The 15,991-nt window shown below is 33.3% G+C and carries 30 protein-coding genes; all 30 read right to left on the bottom strand.

Annotated elements, in window-relative coordinates; translation table 11 throughout:
- Window positions 1-44: 44 nt before the first annotated feature.
- Window positions 45-650 carry a 30S ribosomal protein S4 gene (rpsD, locus tag ABJG40_RS03975; protein WP_348023281.1) on the bottom strand — a complete coding sequence of 202 codons (606 nt, stop codon included), beginning with the start codon at window positions 648-650 and terminating at the stop codon, window positions 45-47.
- A gap of 81 nt (window positions 651-731) precedes the next feature.
- Window positions 732-1,115, bottom strand: coding sequence for a 30S ribosomal protein S11 (gene rpsK / locus ABJG40_RS03980; protein ID WP_036825729.1), 384 nt, complete (start codon window positions 1,113-1,115; stop codon window positions 732-734).
- 76 nt (window positions 1,116-1,191) lie between these two features.
- Window positions 1,192-1,557, bottom strand: coding sequence for a 30S ribosomal protein S13 (gene rpsM, locus ABJG40_RS03985; RefSeq protein WP_348023282.1), 366 nt, complete (start codon window positions 1,555-1,557; stop codon window positions 1,192-1,194).
- Window positions 1,557-1,673: a type B 50S ribosomal protein L36 gene (gene ykgO / locus ABJG40_RS03990; protein WP_004568720.1), complete on the bottom strand. Its 117-nt coding sequence runs from the start codon at window positions 1,671-1,673 to the stop codon at window positions 1,557-1,559. The genes rpsM and ykgO overlap by 1 nt, the downstream gene beginning before the upstream one ends.
- A gap of 13 nt (window positions 1,674-1,686) precedes the next feature.
- Window positions 1,687-1,902 (bottom strand): translation initiation factor IF-1, encoded by a 216-nt coding sequence (infA, locus tag ABJG40_RS03995; RefSeq protein WP_004568721.1) that lies wholly within the window; start codon window positions 1,900-1,902, stop codon window positions 1,687-1,689.
- 1 nt (window position 1,903) lies between these two features.
- Window positions 1,904-3,226: a preprotein translocase subunit SecY gene (secY, locus tag ABJG40_RS04000; protein ID WP_348023299.1), complete on the bottom strand. Its 1,323-nt coding sequence runs from the start codon at window positions 3,224-3,226 to the stop codon at window positions 1,904-1,906.
- 13 nt (window positions 3,227-3,239) lie between these two features.
- Entirely contained in the window at window positions 3,240-3,689 is a 450-nt protein-coding gene (rplO, locus tag ABJG40_RS04005; protein ID WP_348023283.1) for a 50S ribosomal protein L15, read from the bottom strand.
- A gap of 13 nt (window positions 3,690-3,702) precedes the next feature.
- Window positions 3,703-3,885, bottom strand: a complete 183-nt coding sequence (gene rpmD, locus ABJG40_RS04010) for a 50S ribosomal protein L30 (RefSeq protein ID WP_348023284.1) — start codon at window positions 3,883-3,885, stop codon at window positions 3,703-3,705.
- A gap of 11 nt (window positions 3,886-3,896) precedes the next feature.
- Window positions 3,897-4,421, bottom strand: coding sequence for a 30S ribosomal protein S5 (rpsE, locus tag ABJG40_RS04015; protein ID WP_348023300.1), 525 nt, complete (start codon window positions 4,419-4,421; stop codon window positions 3,897-3,899).
- A gap of 3 nt (window positions 4,422-4,424) precedes the next feature.
- Window positions 4,425-4,775, bottom strand: a complete 351-nt coding sequence (gene rplR, locus ABJG40_RS04020) for a 50S ribosomal protein L18 (protein WP_348023285.1) — start codon at window positions 4,773-4,775, stop codon at window positions 4,425-4,427.
- An 11-nt stretch (window positions 4,776-4,786) separates the two neighbouring features.
- On the bottom strand, window positions 4,787-5,332 hold the full coding sequence (rplF, locus tag ABJG40_RS04025; protein WP_348023286.1) for a 50S ribosomal protein L6: 546 nt from the start codon (window positions 5,330-5,332) through the stop codon (window positions 4,787-4,789).
- A gap of 10 nt (window positions 5,333-5,342) precedes the next feature.
- Complete coding sequence (rpsH, locus tag ABJG40_RS04030) at window positions 5,343-5,741, bottom strand: 30S ribosomal protein S8 (RefSeq protein WP_208079943.1); 399 nt, start codon at window positions 5,739-5,741, stop codon at window positions 5,343-5,345.
- Between the two features lie 163 nt (window positions 5,742-5,904).
- Complete coding sequence (rpsN, locus tag ABJG40_RS04035) at window positions 5,905-6,174, bottom strand: 30S ribosomal protein S14 (RefSeq protein ID WP_091891535.1); 270 nt, start codon at window positions 6,172-6,174, stop codon at window positions 5,905-5,907.
- Window positions 6,175-6,177: 3 nt separating this feature from the next.
- Window positions 6,178-6,729 carry a 50S ribosomal protein L5 gene (rplE, locus tag ABJG40_RS04040; RefSeq protein WP_348023287.1) on the bottom strand — a complete coding sequence of 184 codons (552 nt, stop codon included), beginning with the start codon at window positions 6,727-6,729 and terminating at the stop codon, window positions 6,178-6,180.
- 8 nt (window positions 6,730-6,737) lie between these two features.
- A complete protein-coding gene (rplX, locus tag ABJG40_RS04045) occupies window positions 6,738-7,040 on the bottom strand; it encodes a 50S ribosomal protein L24 (RefSeq protein ID WP_348023288.1) in 303 nt (100 codons plus the stop codon).
- 14 nt (window positions 7,041-7,054) lie between these two features.
- Entirely contained in the window at window positions 7,055-7,423 is a 369-nt protein-coding gene (rplN, locus tag ABJG40_RS04050) for a 50S ribosomal protein L14 (protein ID WP_348023289.1), read from the bottom strand.
- A gap of 1 nt (window position 7,424) precedes the next feature.
- Window positions 7,425-7,682 (bottom strand): 30S ribosomal protein S17, encoded by a 258-nt coding sequence (gene rpsQ, locus ABJG40_RS04055; protein WP_004568734.1) that lies wholly within the window; start codon window positions 7,680-7,682, stop codon window positions 7,425-7,427.
- A gap of 20 nt (window positions 7,683-7,702) precedes the next feature.
- On the bottom strand, window positions 7,703-7,894 hold the full coding sequence (gene rpmC, locus ABJG40_RS04060; RefSeq protein WP_249981692.1) for a 50S ribosomal protein L29: 192 nt from the start codon (window positions 7,892-7,894) through the stop codon (window positions 7,703-7,705).
- Window positions 7,895-7,905: 11 nt separating this feature from the next.
- A complete protein-coding gene (gene rplP, locus ABJG40_RS04065; RefSeq protein ID WP_348023290.1) occupies window positions 7,906-8,337 on the bottom strand; it encodes a 50S ribosomal protein L16 in 432 nt (143 codons plus the stop codon).
- Between the two features lie 22 nt (window positions 8,338-8,359).
- A complete protein-coding gene (gene rpsC, locus ABJG40_RS04070) occupies window positions 8,360-9,079 on the bottom strand; it encodes a 30S ribosomal protein S3 (protein WP_348023291.1) in 720 nt (239 codons plus the stop codon).
- Between the two features lie 11 nt (window positions 9,080-9,090).
- A complete protein-coding gene (rplV, locus tag ABJG40_RS04075; RefSeq protein WP_348023292.1) occupies window positions 9,091-9,495 on the bottom strand; it encodes a 50S ribosomal protein L22 in 405 nt (134 codons plus the stop codon).
- Between the two features lie 6 nt (window positions 9,496-9,501).
- A complete protein-coding gene (gene rpsS / locus ABJG40_RS04080) occupies window positions 9,502-9,780 on the bottom strand; it encodes a 30S ribosomal protein S19 (RefSeq protein ID WP_109403430.1) in 279 nt (92 codons plus the stop codon).
- 7 nt (window positions 9,781-9,787) lie between these two features.
- A complete protein-coding gene (gene rplB, locus ABJG40_RS04085) occupies window positions 9,788-10,612 on the bottom strand; it encodes a 50S ribosomal protein L2 (RefSeq protein ID WP_348023293.1) in 825 nt (274 codons plus the stop codon).
- An 11-nt stretch (window positions 10,613-10,623) separates the two neighbouring features.
- Window positions 10,624-10,914 carry a 50S ribosomal protein L23 gene (rplW, locus tag ABJG40_RS04090; RefSeq protein ID WP_348023294.1) on the bottom strand — a complete coding sequence of 97 codons (291 nt, stop codon included), beginning with the start codon at window positions 10,912-10,914 and terminating at the stop codon, window positions 10,624-10,626.
- A 9-nt stretch (window positions 10,915-10,923) separates the two neighbouring features.
- Entirely contained in the window at window positions 10,924-11,553 is a 630-nt protein-coding gene (rplD, locus tag ABJG40_RS04095) for a 50S ribosomal protein L4 (protein WP_348023295.1), read from the bottom strand.
- Window positions 11,553-12,170 carry a 50S ribosomal protein L3 gene (gene rplC / locus ABJG40_RS04100; protein WP_348023296.1) on the bottom strand — a complete coding sequence of 206 codons (618 nt, stop codon included), beginning with the start codon at window positions 12,168-12,170 and terminating at the stop codon, window positions 11,553-11,555. Before rplC ends, rplD begins: the two co-directional genes overlap by 1 nt.
- A gap of 286 nt (window positions 12,171-12,456) precedes the next feature.
- Window positions 12,457-12,762, bottom strand: a complete 306-nt coding sequence (gene rpsJ, locus ABJG40_RS04105; RefSeq protein ID WP_068363283.1) for a 30S ribosomal protein S10 — start codon at window positions 12,760-12,762, stop codon at window positions 12,457-12,459.
- 18 nt (window positions 12,763-12,780) lie between these two features.
- Window positions 12,781-14,898 carry an elongation factor G gene (gene fusA, locus ABJG40_RS04110; protein ID WP_348023297.1) on the bottom strand — a complete coding sequence of 706 codons (2,118 nt, stop codon included), beginning with the start codon at window positions 14,896-14,898 and terminating at the stop codon, window positions 12,781-12,783.
- 5 nt (window positions 14,899-14,903) lie between these two features.
- Window positions 14,904-15,383: a 30S ribosomal protein S7 gene (gene rpsG / locus ABJG40_RS04115; protein ID WP_249981701.1), complete on the bottom strand. Its 480-nt coding sequence runs from the start codon at window positions 15,381-15,383 to the stop codon at window positions 14,904-14,906.
- Window positions 15,384-15,410: 27 nt separating this feature from the next.
- Complete coding sequence (rpsL, locus tag ABJG40_RS04120) at window positions 15,411-15,785, bottom strand: 30S ribosomal protein S12 (RefSeq protein ID WP_018943587.1); 375 nt, start codon at window positions 15,783-15,785, stop codon at window positions 15,411-15,413.
- Window positions 15,786-15,991 lie beyond the last annotated feature (206 nt).

Genomic DNA, 15,991 nt, shown 5'->3' on the forward strand with positions numbered 1-15,991 from the left:
AATACAAATAAACCCTTTGGCTAAATAACAATGTGATTAATTTATTACTTAGAATATAATTCTACGATTAATTGCTCTTTGAAAGTCTCTGGAATTTGAATTCTTTCTGGTACTTTGACAAAAGTTCCAGTTTTAGTATCACTATTCCAAGTTAACCATTCGTATACATTGTTGTTAGATGCCAATGCATTTTCGATAGCTACTAAAGATTTAGATTTTTCTCTTACTGCAACAACATCACCTGCTTTTAAACTATAAGAAGGAATATTAACGATTTCTCCATTAACTGTAATATGTCTGTGAGAAACTAATTGACGAGCTCCACTACGAGAATTAGAAACACCCATTCTAAAAACTACGTTATCTAAACGAGATTCACATAATTGTAATAAAACTTCACCAGTAATACCACCAGCAGCTTGTGCTTTTTTAAATAAGTTACTGAATTGACGCTCTAAAATACCATAAGTATATTTAGCTTTCTGCTTCTCCATTAATTGAGTTGCGTATTCAGATTTTTTTCCTCTTCTTCTTGCATTTCCATGCTGTCCTGGAGGATAATTTCTTTTTTCGAAATTTTTATCATCTCCAAAAATTGCTTCTCCAAACTTACGAGCAATCTTAGTTTTTGGTCCTGTATATCTTGCCATTTCTTTTTTGTTATAGATAGGGATTATGAATTAAGGCTTACTCCTTCGATAATCTTATTCCTATCAAGTTAAAATATTTAATTATACTCTTCTTCTCTTAGGTGGACGACATCCATTATGAGGAATTGGTGTAACATCAATAATTTCTGTTACTTCAATACCTGCATTATGAATAGATCTAATTGCAGATTCTCTACCATTACCTGGTCCTTTTACATAAACTTTTACTTTACGTAAACCTGCTTCTTTTGCAACATTTGCACAATCTTCTGCTGCTAATTGAGCTGCATATGGAGTATTCTTTTTAGAACCTCTAAAACCCATTTTACCTGCAGATGACCATGAAATAACGTCACCTTTCTTATTTGTTAAAGAAATAATGATATTATTAAAAGATGCAGTTACGTGCGCCTCTCCAATAGCATCAATAATTACTTTACGTTTTTTTGAACTTGCTTTTGCCATAATTTTACAGTTTTAGTAATTTAGTTTTCTAATTTTATAGTTAAAACTATTATTAGATCTTGATTACTTATCTAACTTATTTTTTCTTGTTAGCTACAGTTTTTCTCTTACCTTTTCTTGTACGAGAGTTATTCTTAGTTCTTTGTCCTCTTAATGGAAGACCAAGTCTATGACGAATTCCTCTTTGACAACCGATATCCATCAAGCGTTTGATGTTCAACTGTATTTCAGAACGTAATTCTCCTTCAATGGTGAAAGATCCTACATTTTCTCTAATTGCTGCGATTTGCTCATCAGTCCAATCTTGAACTTTAATGTTTTCATCTACTTTTGCTTCTGCTAAAACTTGTTTAGCTCTGCTGTCTCCTATACCAAAGATGTAAGTTAAAGCAATAACTCCTCTTTTATTCTTTGGAATATCAATACCTGCTATTCTTGCCATTACCCTTGTCTTTGTTTAAATCTAGGATTTTGTTTATTAATCACGTATAATCTACCTTTTCTGCGAACTATTTTGCAGTCGGCACTTCTTTTTTTAACTGATGCTCTAACTTTCATCTGTTTTGTTTTTTTAGTATCTGTAAGTAATTCTTGCTTTTGATAAATCGTAAGGACTCATTTCTAATTTCACTTTATCACCAGGTAATAATTTGATATAATGCATGCGCATTTTACCAGAAATGTGTGCCGTAACTATATGTCCATTTTCTAACTCTACACGAAACATTGCATTTGATAATGCTTCTGTAATTGTTCCATCTTGTTGTATTGCTGATTGTTTAGCCATATTATTTATTCGATTTTCTATTGCTGTTTCCCGCTTTCATTAATCCATCATAATGACGGTTTAATAAATATGAGTTAATTTGTTGCAAAGTATCAATTGCAACTCCTACCATAATTATTAATGATGTACCACCATAAAACATTGCCCAACTTTGTTGTACTCCAAATTGAACTACAATTGCTGGTAAGATAGATAATGCTGCTAAAAACAACGATCCTGGGAACGTAATTCTTGACAATACAGAATCTAATCTATCTGCTGTATCCTTTCCTGGTCTAATACCTGGTATAAAACCACCACTCCTTTTTAAATCTTCTGCCATTTTATTCGTAGGAATAGTAATTGCAGTGTAGAAATAACTAAAAATGATAATTAATAATGCAAAAATTACATTATACCATAATCCATTAATATCTTGTAAGCTAGCAATTGCTGGAAATCTCTGAGCTAAAGCAACTGGTAAAAACATAATTGCTTGTGCAAAGATAATTGGCATAACTCCTGCTGCATTTAATTTTAAAGGGATATAATCTCTTGATCCTGCAACATTTTGTATGTTTCCTGCAACTGTTCTTCTGGCATATTGTACAGCGATCTTACGAACAGCGGTTACTAATAGCACAGTTAATAAAATTACTACAAACCAAACAATGATTTCAATTAAAACCATCATGATTCCACCTGCACCAGCATTTGTTGTTTTTGCAACAAACTCTTGCAAAAATGCTGCTGGAAAGTTCGCGATAATACCAACAGTAATTAATAATGAAATACCATTACCAACTCCTTTATCTGTAATACGCTCACCTAACCACATAGCAAAAATTGTTCCTGCAGTTAAGATAATGATTGATGATACCCAGAAAGTTGCACCACTTACTAAAAAAGCTTCAGGGCCTAGACCAAACTGAGTTTTAATAGCTGTAATATAGGTTGGTGCTTGCACCAACGTAATAGCAATGGTTAACCATCTAGTTATTTGTGTAATTTTTTTACGTCCACTTTCTCCATCTTTTTGTAGTTTTTGTAAATAAGGAACCGCGATTCCCATTAACTGAACTACAATAGAAGCAGAAATATATGGCATAATACCAAGTGCCATTACTGACGCCCTAGCAAATGCTCCTCCTGTAAATGCATTTAATAATCCTAAAAGACCTCCAGATGTACTCTCTTTTAATGCTGATAACTGTAATGGATCTATTCCTGGTAAAGGAACAGCAGCCATAAAACGGTATACAGCAATTAAACCGATAGTTAGAAGGATTTTGTTTTTTAATTCTTCTATACTGAAAATATCTTTTAATCTATTAATAAAATTCATCATTTACGGGGTCTTATAAAGTAACAGCTTCTCCTCCAGCTGCTTCAATAGCTGCTTTTGCTGATGCTGTAAATTTATGTACAGTTATATTTAATTTAGCTTTTAATTCTCCGTTTCCTAATATTTTTACTAGGTCGTTTTTACCTGCTAATCTGTTAGCAACTAAAATATCTAAACTAACTGTATCTGTTATTACTCCACTATCAACTAAAGACTGTAATTTATCTAAATTGATACCTTGATATTCTTTTCGGTTTATGTTAGTGAAACCAAATTTTGGCACACGTCTTTGAAGTGGCATTTGTCCTCCTTCAAAACCAATTTTCTTAGAATAACCAGAACGAGATTTCTGTCCATTGTGACCTCTTGTAGCGGTACCACCTTTTCCAGATCCTTCACCTCTTGCAATTCTTTTTCCTTTTTTAACGGAACCTTCTGCTGGTGTTAAATTATGTAAACTCATTTTTCTAAATATCTTATTTAATTTCTTCAAAAGAAACTAAGTGTTTAACTGTATTTACCATACCAATAATAGAAGGAGTTGCCTCATGTTCTACTGTTTGGTTCATTTTTCGTAAACCTAATGCTTCTAAAGTTCTTTTTTGATTCTTAAGACGCCCGATTTGACTTTTTACTTGTGTAACTTTTATTTTTGCCATCGTTCTTAGATTTATCCGTTAAATACTTTCTCTAAAGAAATCCCTCTCTGTTTTGCTATTGATGCTGCACTACGTAATTGTAATAATGCATCAAATGTAGCTTTAACAACGTTATGAGGGTTTGAAGACCCTTGAGATTTTGATAATACATCATGTACTCCTACTGCTTCTAACACTGCTCTTACAGCTCCACCAGCAATAACTCCAGTACCATGAGAGGCAGGTTTGATAAATACTTTCGCACCACCAAATTTCCCTTTTTGCTCATGAGGTAAAGTTGCATCTAAAATAGGTATTCTAACTAAATTTTTCTTTGCATCTTCAACTGCTTTTGCAATTGCAGAAGAAACATCTTTAGACTTACCTAAACCATGACCAACAACACCATTACCATCTCCTACAACAACAATTGCAGAAAAACCAAAAGCTCTACCACCTTTAGTTACTTTAGTAACACGTTGTACACCTACTAATCTATCTACAAGCTCTAAACCGCTTGGTTTTACTCTTTCTACGTTTTTATATCCTTGCATAATTTCTTAAAATTTTAAACCTGCTTCTCTTGCAGCATCTGCTAATACTTTAACTCTACCGTGGTATAAATATCCGTTTCTGTCAAAAGCAACTGTTTCTATTCCTGCTTTAACAGCTTTCTCAGCAATTGCTTTACCTACTGCTGTAGCTGCTTCAGATTTAGTAGTTGCTTTTATTTCTTTATTTCTTGATGAAACTGAAGCTAATGTAACTCCGTTTACATCATCAACTAATTGAGCATAGATTTCTTTATTACTCCTATAAACCGATAACCTTGGTTTTGTAGCTGTACCAGAAATAATTTTTCTAATTCTTTGCTTAATTCTAGTTCTTCTTTGTAGCTTTGATAATGCCATAATACTATATATTATGCAGATTTACCTGCTTTTCTTCTTAATACTTCACCAACAAACTTAACACCTTTTCCTTTATAAGGTTCAGGAGCTCTGAAAGAACGAATCTTTGCAGCTACTTGACCAACTAACTGTTTGTCAAAAGAAGTTAATTTAATGATTGGGTTTTTCCCTTTCTCTGATATTGTTTCAACTTTTACTTCTGGAGCTAAATTTAAAACGATATTATGAGAGAAACCTAAAGCCAAGTCTAATTTTTGTCCTTGATTAGATGCTCTATAACCAACACCTACTAATTCTAAATCTTTAGTCCAACCTTTACTTACACCTTCAATCATATTACTGATTAAAGCTCTCATTAAACCATGTTGTGCTTTATGGTCTTTACTTTCTGACGCTCTATCTAAAGTAATAGTCGCATCTTCTATTTTAACTGTAATACCTTCAGAAATTTCTTGAGATAATTCTCCTAATTTTCCTTTAACAGTTATAACATTGTCTTTTATGTTTACATCTACACCTTGTGAAATGCTAACGGGATTTTTTCCTATTCTACTCATCTCTTAAGAATTAATAAACATAACATAAAACTTCTCCTCCAACATTTTCAAGACGTGCTTTTTTGTTTGTCATAACACCTTTCGATGTAGAAACAATAGCAATTCCTAGTCCGTTTAATACTCTTGGCATCTCAGTTGAGCCAACATATTTACGTAAACCTGGTGTACTGATACGTTGAATTTTTCTAATTACTGACTCTTTTGTGTCTTTGTCATATTTTAAAGCTATCTTAATAGTCCCTTGAACTTTATCATCATTGAACTGGTAACTTAAAATATATCCTTGATCAAACAAAATTTTAGTCATTTCCTTCTTCAAATTTGAAGCTGGAATTTCTACTACTCTGTGTCCTGCAGCGATTGCATTTCTTACTCTGGTAAGAAAATCTGCGATTGGATCTGTATACATATTAATATAAAATTGCGATTACGGTTTTCAAATACCTCTATTTATACTACAGATTTCTCTGTGATAAATGAACCTATAATCAGTTAAAATTCTTATACTCAAAAAAAATAGAGCGTGCAAAGATACACATTCTATTTTTATTTTTAAGCTTTATTTAAAATTTCTACCAACTTGCTTTTTTAACACCTGGTATTAATCCTTGATTTGCCATTTCACGGAACGTTACACGAGAAATACCAAACTGACGCATATAACCTTTTGGACGACCAGTTAACTTACATCTGTTATGCATTCTAATTGGTGAAGCGTTTTTTGGTAATTTTTGCAATGCTTCATAGTCTCCAGCTTCTTTTAAAGCTTTTCTCTTTTCTGCATATTTTGCTACAGTTTTTGCTCTTTTACGTTCGCGAGCTTTCATTGATTCTTTAGCCATTTCTTAATTTTTTTTGAATGGTAAACCTAATTCTCCTAATAATGATTTAGCCTCTTTATCAGTGTTTGCAGATGTTACAAAAGTAATATCCATTCCACTAATTTTTTTAACTTGATCAATATTTATTTCTGGGTAGATGATTTGTTCAGTAATACCTAAATTGTAATTACCTCTTCCATCAAATCCATTAGCTTTAATACCGTGAAAGTCTCTTACACGAGGTAAAGAAGCAGTAACTAATCTATCTAAGAATTCATACATTTTATCACCACGTAAAGTAACTTTAACACCAATTGGCATTCCTTTACGTAATTTAAATGATGCAACATCTTTTTTAGACATAGTAGAAACAGCTTTTTGACCAGTAATTTTAGTCAATTCTTCTACAGCATAATCTATTAATTTCTTATCTGCAATAGCAGCACCAACACCTTTAGAAACAACAATTTTTTCTAATTTTGGAACTTGCATTACATTCTTATAACTGAATTCTTCAGTAAGAGCATTAATTACTCTTTCTTTGTATTCTGCTTTTAATCTTGGTACGTAACTCATGATTATTCTTATTTTTTAGTTTTTTTAGAGATTCTATTTTTAGTATCTCCATCAACCTGATAACCTACTCTTACAGCTACACCATCTTCTACTAACATTACGTTAGAAATATGTAATGAAGCTTCTTTTTTTACAATACCACCTTGAGGATTTTGAGCGCTAGGTTTAGTGTGCTTAGAAATTAAGTTTACACCTTCTACTAAAACTCTATCTTTATCTTTAATGATTTGTAAAACTTTACCTTCAGACCCTTTATGATCTCCTGCAATTACTTTTACAGTATCTCCTGATTTTAATTTGAACTTTTTCATCTTAATATAATGATTTAAAGCACTTCAGGTGCTAATGATACTATTTTCATGAATTGTTTCTCACGAAGTTCACGAGCAACGGGCCCAAATACACGAGTACCTCTCATATCCTCTGTAGGATTTAAAAGCACACAGGCATTATCATCAAATCTGATGTATGATCCGTCTTTTCGTCTTACTTCTTTTTTAGTTCTTACAACAACTGCTCTAGATACTTGACCTTTTTTTACAGTTCCGTTAGGAGTTGCAGATTTAACAGATACAACAATTTTGTCTCCAATACTTGCGTAACGTTTTCTTGTTCCTCCTAAAACTCTAATTACTAAAACCTCTTTGGCACCAGTATTATCTGCTACTTTTAATCTTGATTCTGTCTGTAACATATTATTTAGCTCTTTCTAGGATTTCTACTAATCTCCAACGTTTAGATTTACTCATAGGTCTTGTTTCCATGATCCTAACTGTATCTCCTTCGTTGCAATCATTCTTTTCGTCGTGTGCAACATACTTTTTCGTTTTTAATACGAATTTACCGTACATTGGGTGCTTTACTCTTTTAGTTTCTGCAACAACAATAGATTTCTCCATTTTACTACTAGAAACAACACCAATTCTCTCTTTTCTAAGATTTCTTTTTTCCATCTTTAAAACTGACTATAGAATTATTGTAATTCTCTTTTTGTTAATTCTGTTGCAATTCTTGCTACAGTTCTTCTTAAACTTCTCAATTGCAATGGGTTCTCCAGAGGAGTGATTGCGTGAGCCATCTTAAGATCAGTATAATTCTTTTGCAACGCTCCAAGCTTCTCTTGTAAATCTGCTATAGATAATTCTTTAATTTCTGATTGTTTCATTTTTTTTAGAATTATGCGTTAATATCAAAATCTCTTGCTACTACAAACTTCGTTTTTACTGGAAGTTTCTGTGCTGCTAAACGTAAAGCTTCTTTTGCTACATTCATTGGCACACCACCAACTTCAAACAAAATTCTACCTGGTTTAATAACTGCAACAAAATGATCTGGTGCTCCTTTACCCTTACCCATACGTACCTCTAAAGGTTTCTTAGTGATAGGTTTGTCTGGAAATATTTTAATCCATAACTGACCTTCTCTTTTCATATGACGAGTTGCCGCGATACGAGCTGCTTCTATTTGACGTGAAGTTAATAAGTTCTGGTCTAAAGATTTGATACCAAACATTCCATTAGAAAGTTGATTTCCTCTTTGAGAATTTCCAGTCATATTTCCCTTCGCCTTCTGTACCTTACGGTATTTTACTCTTTTTGGCTGTAACATTTTTAATTTCTAATTTTAAAAATTATTTTCTTCTACGAGGTTGACGCTTAGATCTATCTCCTCCTTTATTACCACCTTGTTTTTTAGACAAGCCAACTAATGGAGATAATTCTCTTTTACCATAAACCTCACCCTTCATAATCCATACTTTAATACCTAATCTTCCGTATTGAGTATGAGCTTCAACAAGTGCATAGTCTATATCTGCTCTAAAAGTAGAAAGAGGAATTCTACCTTCTTTATAATGCTCTGAACGTGCCATTTCAGCCCCGTTTAAACGACCTGAAAGTTGAACTTTAATTCCTTCAGCATTCATACGCATTGTAGCTTGAATAGCCATTTTAGTAGCTCTTTTGTAAGAAATTCTATTTTCAATTTGACGAGCAATACTAGTTGCAACTAATTTTGCATCTAATTCTGGACGTTTAATTTCAAAAATATTAATTTGAACTTCTTTACCTGTAATTTTCTTAAGCTCTTCTTTTAACTTGTCTACCTCTTGACCTCCTTTACCAATAATGATACCTGGACGTGCAGTAGTGATAGTAACGGTTACAAGTTTTAAAGTACGCTCAATAATTACTCGAGAAACACTTGCTTTAAATAATCTAGCATTTACATACTTTCTTATTTTATCATCTTCAGCTAATTTATCTCCGTAGTCATTACCACCATACCAGTTAGACTCCCAACCTCTGATGATTCCTAAACGATTCCCTATTGGATTTGTTTTTTGTCCCATTTCTACTTTGATTAATTACTTAAATTTTTACTACCTAACTCTAAAGTAACGTGATTAGATCTCTTACGGATTCTATGAGCACGCCCTTGTGGAGCTGGTCTTAATCTTTTTAACATTCCTGCGCTATCTACACAAATAGATTTTACGAATAAACCAGCCTCTTCAATAGATGCATCTTCATTTTTAGCTTGCCAGTTTGCAATTGCAGACAATAACAATTTCTCTAAATTGATAGACGCTTCTTTAGGACTGAATTTTAAGATTTGTAAAGCTTTTTCAACTTCAACTCCTCTTACTTGATCCGCTACTAAACGCATTTTTCTTGGTGATGTAGGACAGTTAGTAAGCTTCGCGAAAGCACGTTGCTTTCTATCTGCTTTTAACTGATCTGCCATATTTTTTTTACGAACTCCCATTTCCTACTATTTTTTACCTTTATTTTTTGCACCAGCATGTCCTCTAAAAGAACGAGTTGGTGAAAATTCGCCTAATTTATGCCCTACCATGTTTTCTGTAACATAAACTGGTACAAACTGACGTCCATTATGAACAGCAATAGTTTGTCCAACAAAATCTGGAGAAATCATACTTGCTCTTGACCAAGTTTTGATTACTGTTTTGTTTCCAGCTTCTACATTAGCCAACACTTTTTTCTCTAATTTATAGTGAATGTAAGGTCCTTTTTTTAATGATCTTGCCATAACTTAATTATTTCTTTCTACGTTCGATAATGTACTTATTACTAGCTTTAGTCTTAGATCTAGTTTTAAATCCTTTAGCAGGAATACCATTTCTAGATCTTGGATGACCTCCAGAAGAACGTCCTTCACCACCACCCATTGGGTGATCTACAGGATTCATTCTTACAGCATTAACTCTAGGCCTTCTACCTAACCATCTTCTTCTACCTGCTTTACCAGATACTAATAATTGATGATCAGAATTAGAAACAACTCCTATAGTTGCCATACAAGTTAATAAGATAAGTCTTGTTTCACCAGAAGGTAACTTTACAGTTGCGTACTTACCATCTCTTGCCATTAACTGAGCAAAAGAACCTGCAGAACGAGCCATAACTGCTCCTTGACCTGGACGTAATTCAATACAAGAAATTGTAGTTCCTAAAGGAATTTCACTTAATGGCATTGCATTTCCAATTTCTGGAGCAATATCACTACCTGATACAATTGTTTGACCTACTGTTAAACCGTTTTGTGCAATTACATAACGCTTTTCACCATCAGCATAACTAAGTAAAGCAATAAATGCAGTACGATTTGGATCATACTCTATAGTTTTTACTGTTGCGGGAATACCACTTTTATCTCTTTTAAAATCGATAATACGATATCTTTGTTTATGACCACCTCCTATATTACGAGTTGTCATTCTTCCCTGACTGTTTCGACCTCCAGATCGTTTTTTCGGAGCAAGTAAACTTTTCTCCGGCTTATCAGTTGTAATGGTGTCGAACCCATTTACAACTCTAAAACGCTGACCTGGTGTTATTGGTTTTAATTTTCTAACTGACATTCTGTCTTTTCTTAAAGATTGTTATAAAAATCAATGCTTTCTCCTTCTGCTAATTGAACGATAGCTTTTTTGTATCCACTTTTAACACCTGTTACTAAACCTTTTTTAGTAAACTTAGTATTTCTTTGAATTGGATAATTTAAAGTCTTAACGCTTGATATAGAAACTCCATATGCTTTTTCAACAGCACTTTTAATTTCTAATTTATTAGCTTTTTTATCTACTACAAACGTATAACGATTAAATAATTCACTATCGTTAGTAGCTTTTTCCGTGATAATAGGTTTTATTAAAATACTCATCTTGAATCCCTATTTACTTAAATTTGTATTAATCCCTTCTAAAGAACCTTCAGTAACAACTACCTTATTAGCATTTAAAACACCATAAGTATTAATTTCTGAAGCTTTTACAACTTTAGAATTTTTTAAGTTACGTGATGATAAATACACATTTGCGTTATCATTACTTAACACAAATAATGATTTTTTAGTATCTAATTCTAAAGCTTTTAAAACATCTACAAAGTTTTTTGTCTTTGGAGTATCAAAAGTAAAATCTTCAATTACTACTAAATTCTTATCATTTGCTTGAATACTTAAAGCAGACTTACGTGCTAAACGCTTTAAGTTTTTATTCAATTTAAACGAATAACTTCTTGGTCTTGGACCGAACATACGCCCTCCACCTCTAAAAACACCAGACTTGATAGAACCTGCTCTTGCAGTACCAGTTCCTTTTTGTTTTTTAATCTTTCTTGTAGAACCAGCTATCTCAGCCCTTTCTTTAGCTTTATGCGTTCCTTGACGTTGATTTGCCAAATACTGCTTAACATCTAAATAAATTGCATGATCGTTTGGTTCAATACCGAATACATCTTTAGAAAGTTCAACTTTTCTACCTGTATCTTTTCCTGTAATATCTAAAACTGCTACTTTCATTATTTCTGAATAGTTACAAAAGCATTCTTGTGTCCAGGTATCGCTCCTTTAACAACTAGTAAATTCTTTTCAGAAACTACTTTTAATACTTTTAAGTTTTGAACTTTTACTTTATCTCCTCCCATTCTACCTGCCATACGCATTCCTTTGAATACTCTTGCAGGATATGAAGCTGCACCAATTGAACCTGGAGCTCTTAAACGGTTATGCTGACCATGAGTAGCTTGACCTACACCAGCAAATCCATGACGTTTTACAACACCTTGAAAACCTTTACCTTTAGAAACACCAGATACATCTACAAACTCACCTTCTTCAAAGTGATCTACAGATATAGAGTCTCCTAATTTATACTCTCCTTCAAACCCTTGAAATTCAACGACTTTTTTCTTAGCAGTGGTACCAGCTTTTTTAAAGTGACCATCTAAAGCTTTATTAGAGCTCTTTGCTTTTTTGTCATCGAAACCAAGTTGCAACGCACTATAGCCGTCAACCTCTTCGGTTCTGACCTGAGTGACTACACAAGGACCTGCTTCGATTACAGTACAAGGAATATTCTTCCCGTTCTCATCGAATAAGCTGGTCATTCCAATCTTTCTTCCTATTAACCCAGACATTTAGTTAAAATTTAAGACGATAGATATTTACCCAGCGCGTCTATATATTAATAATTATTTTTTTGAAACCATTGTTTCACTTTTGTCCTTAAAATTTCAATCAAAAAAAACAGCGCAAACAAATTCAACGCTGATTTTGTTTTTCCGTTTTTCCTTCGCGAAACGCTCTGGACATGTTACTATTTTTGCTTTTAAAGTAAAAATAGTTTAACCCTACTCTATTTCGGGTTGCAAAAGTAAAAAAAACTTTCGGTTTATCAAAATAAACCGAAAGTTAAAAATTTACTTAAACTTTTATCTCAACTTCAACACCACTTGGTAACTCAAGTTTCATTAAAGCATCAATAGTTTTCGAAGAAGAACTATAAATGTCTAATAATCTTTTGTAAGCAGCTAATTGAAATTGCTCTCTAGATTTTTTGTTTACGTGTGGAGAACGTAATACAGTAAAAATCTTTTTATGTGTTGGTAATGGTATTGGCCCATTTACAACTGCACCAGTACTTTTTACCGTCTTTACGATTTTCTCAGCAGATTTATCTACTAAATTATAATCGTAAGACTTTAATTTTATTCTAATTTTTTGACTCATCTTATATTATTTAGTCGATTAACCTTTAGATTTTGCTATAACTTCTTCAGAAACATTAGAAGGAGTTTCAGCATAATGTGAAAATTCCATTGTAGAAGTTGCTCTACCTGAAGACATAGTTCTTAAAGCAGTAACATAACCAAACATTTCTGATAATGGCACTAATGCTTTAACAACTTTAGATCCATTACGATCACTCATGTCATTTACCTGACCTCTTCTTCTATTTAAATCACCAACGATATCTCCCATGTTCTCCTCTGGAGTTAACACTTCTAATTTCATTAATGGCTCCATAATTTTAGCTTTAGCAGCTTTAGCAGCAGCTTTATAACCTAATTTTGCAGCTAACTCAAAAGATAATTGATCAGAATCCACTGCATGGAAAGAACCATCTTTTAAAGTCACTTTCATTGAATCCATTTCGTATCCGGCTAAAGGTCCATTCTTCATTGCTTCTTTGAATCCTTTTTCTACAGAAGGAACAAATTCTCTAGGAACGTTACCACCTTTAATCACTGATTCAAATTGTAACCCTTGAACACCTTCATCTGCAGGTTCCATAGTAAATACAATATCAGCAAATTTACCACGTCCACCAGATTGCTTCTTGTAAACTTCTCTGTGATCAGCAGCAGCAGTAATAGCTTCTTTATATTCTACTTGTGGTTGACCTTGATTAACTTCAACTTTAAACTCACGCTTTAAACGATCTACAATTACATCTAAATGTAACTCACCCATTCCTGAGATAATTGTTTGACCAGAAGCTTCGTCAGAACGTACTGTAAAAGTAGGGTCTTCTTCAGCTAACTTACCTAAACCAATACCTAATCTATCAACATCCGCTTTCGTTTTAGGCTCAACTGCGATACCAATTACTGGATCTGGAAAATCCATTGATTCTAACACAATTGGACTTTTTTCAGCTGTTAAAGTATCTCCTGTTTTAATAGATTTGAAACCTACAGCAGCACCAATGTCTCCAGCTTCGATATAATCAATTGCATTTTGTTTATTAGCATGCATTTGATAGATACGTGAAATACGTTCTTTTTTGTTAGAACGATTGTTCAACACATAAGAACCAGCATCTAAACGACCAGAATATGCTCTAAAAAATGCTAAACGACCAACAAAAGGGTCTGTAGCAATTTTAAATGCTAAAGCAGCAAAAGGCTCTTTTACATCTGGCTTACGCACTTCTTCTAAACCTGTGTCAGGATTTGTACCTACAATACCTTCTTTATCTACAGGAGAAGGTAAATAACGACAAACAGCATCTAACAAGAACTGAACACCTTTATTTTTAAATGCAGAACCACAAATCATAGGAATAATTGCCATATCCATTACAGCAGCTCTAAGTGCAGCATGCACTTCTTCTTCTGTAATTGAATCTTCATCTTCCATGAATTTTTCTAAAAGATCTTCATCATAACTTGCTACTTCTTCAATTAAAAGCGCACGATATTTACGAGCCTCTTCTTTCATATCCTCAGGGATTTCGATAATATCGAAAGTTGCTCCTTGAGTTTCATCATGCCATACAATGGCACGATTCTTAACTAAATCAATGATACCTTTAAATTCATCTTCGTCACCAATATTTAAAACGATTGGCACCGCATTCGACTTTAACATATCTTTCACCTGTTGACAAACTCCTAAAAAATCAGATCCCTGACGGTCCATTTTGTTAACGAAACCAATTCTTGGAACTTTATAGTTATCAGCTAACCTCCAGTTAGTTTCTGATTGAGGCTCAACACCATCAACAGCAGAAAATAAGAAAACTAAACCATCTAATACACGTAATGATCTATTTACCTCTACAGTAAAATCAACGTGACCAGGAGTATCAATAATATTAAAGTGATATCCTTTTGTATCTGGAGTTTTAGCTCCATTTTCAATTGGAAAATCCCATGTACAAGTAGTTGCTGCAGAAGTAATTGTAATACCTCTTTCTTGCTCTTGTTCCATCCAGTCCATTGTAGCTGCACCATCATGTACTTCTCCAATTTTATGAGAAACACCTGTATAATACAATACACGCTCTGTTGTTGTGGTTTTACCAGCATCAATATGTGCTGCAATCCCAATATTTCTTGTGAATTTTAAATCTCTAGCCATTTCTATTAAAATCTAAAGTGAGAGAATGCTTTATTAGCCTCTGCCATTTTGTGAGTATCTACTCTTTTCTTAACAGCAGCTCCTTCTTCTTTAGCCGCAGCTAAAATCTCAGCAGCTAAACGCTGTGCCATAGTTTTTTCATTTCTCTTACGAGTATACAAAATCATCCATTTAATAGCCATAGACACTTTACGGTCTGGTCTAATTTGCATTGGAATTTGGAATGTAGCACCACCAACACGACGAGATCTTACTTCTACGTGAGGCATTACATTTGACAAACCATCTTTCCAGATTTCTAAAGCCGATTTTTCTTCGTCTTCTCCTTTTCTTTCTTCCACGATATCCATTGCATCGTAAAATACTTTAAACGCTACTGACTTCTTACCACTCCACATTAAGTTATTAACAAAACGCGTTACTAACTGATCATTAAACTTTGGATCCGGTAATAAGACTCTTTTTTTTGCTGCTCTTTTTCTCATGTCTTTACATTAAAAAAGTTACTAATTTTACTTTTTTGGGCGTTTTGCACCATACTTAGACCTACGCTGAGTTCTTCCCTCAACACCTGCTGTATCTAATGCTCCACGTACCACGTGATATTTAACACCTGGTAAATCTTTTACCCTTCCACCTCTAACTAATACTATCGAGTGCTCTTGTAAGTTATGTCCTTCACCTGGAATGTACGCGTTTATCTCATTACCATTTGTCAATCTAACTCTGGCAACTTTACGCATTGCTGAATTAGGTTTCTTTGGTGTTGTAGTATAAACACGAGTACAAACTCCACGTCTTTGAGGACAAGACGACAAAGCAGCCGATTTACTCTTCTTAGTTATTTTGGTTCTTCCTTTACGAACTAATTGTTGAATAGTTGGCATACTAAATAATTACTGTTTTTCGTTTATAATTAAACTTTGCTCTTTTTTAAGAGTGCGCAAATGTACGATTATTTTATAATTATACAAGTATCAGTCAGTTATTTTTTCTTATTAGCGATTTATATACTAATTTTTATGATTTTAATCTACATTTGAATATTATATTTCACAAAACCTTGAAACAAACAACAACATACACAACTATT

The organism is Polaribacter sp. (assembly GCF_039939415.1).
GTDB lineage: Bacteria > Bacteroidota > Bacteroidia > Flavobacteriales > Flavobacteriaceae > Polaribacter.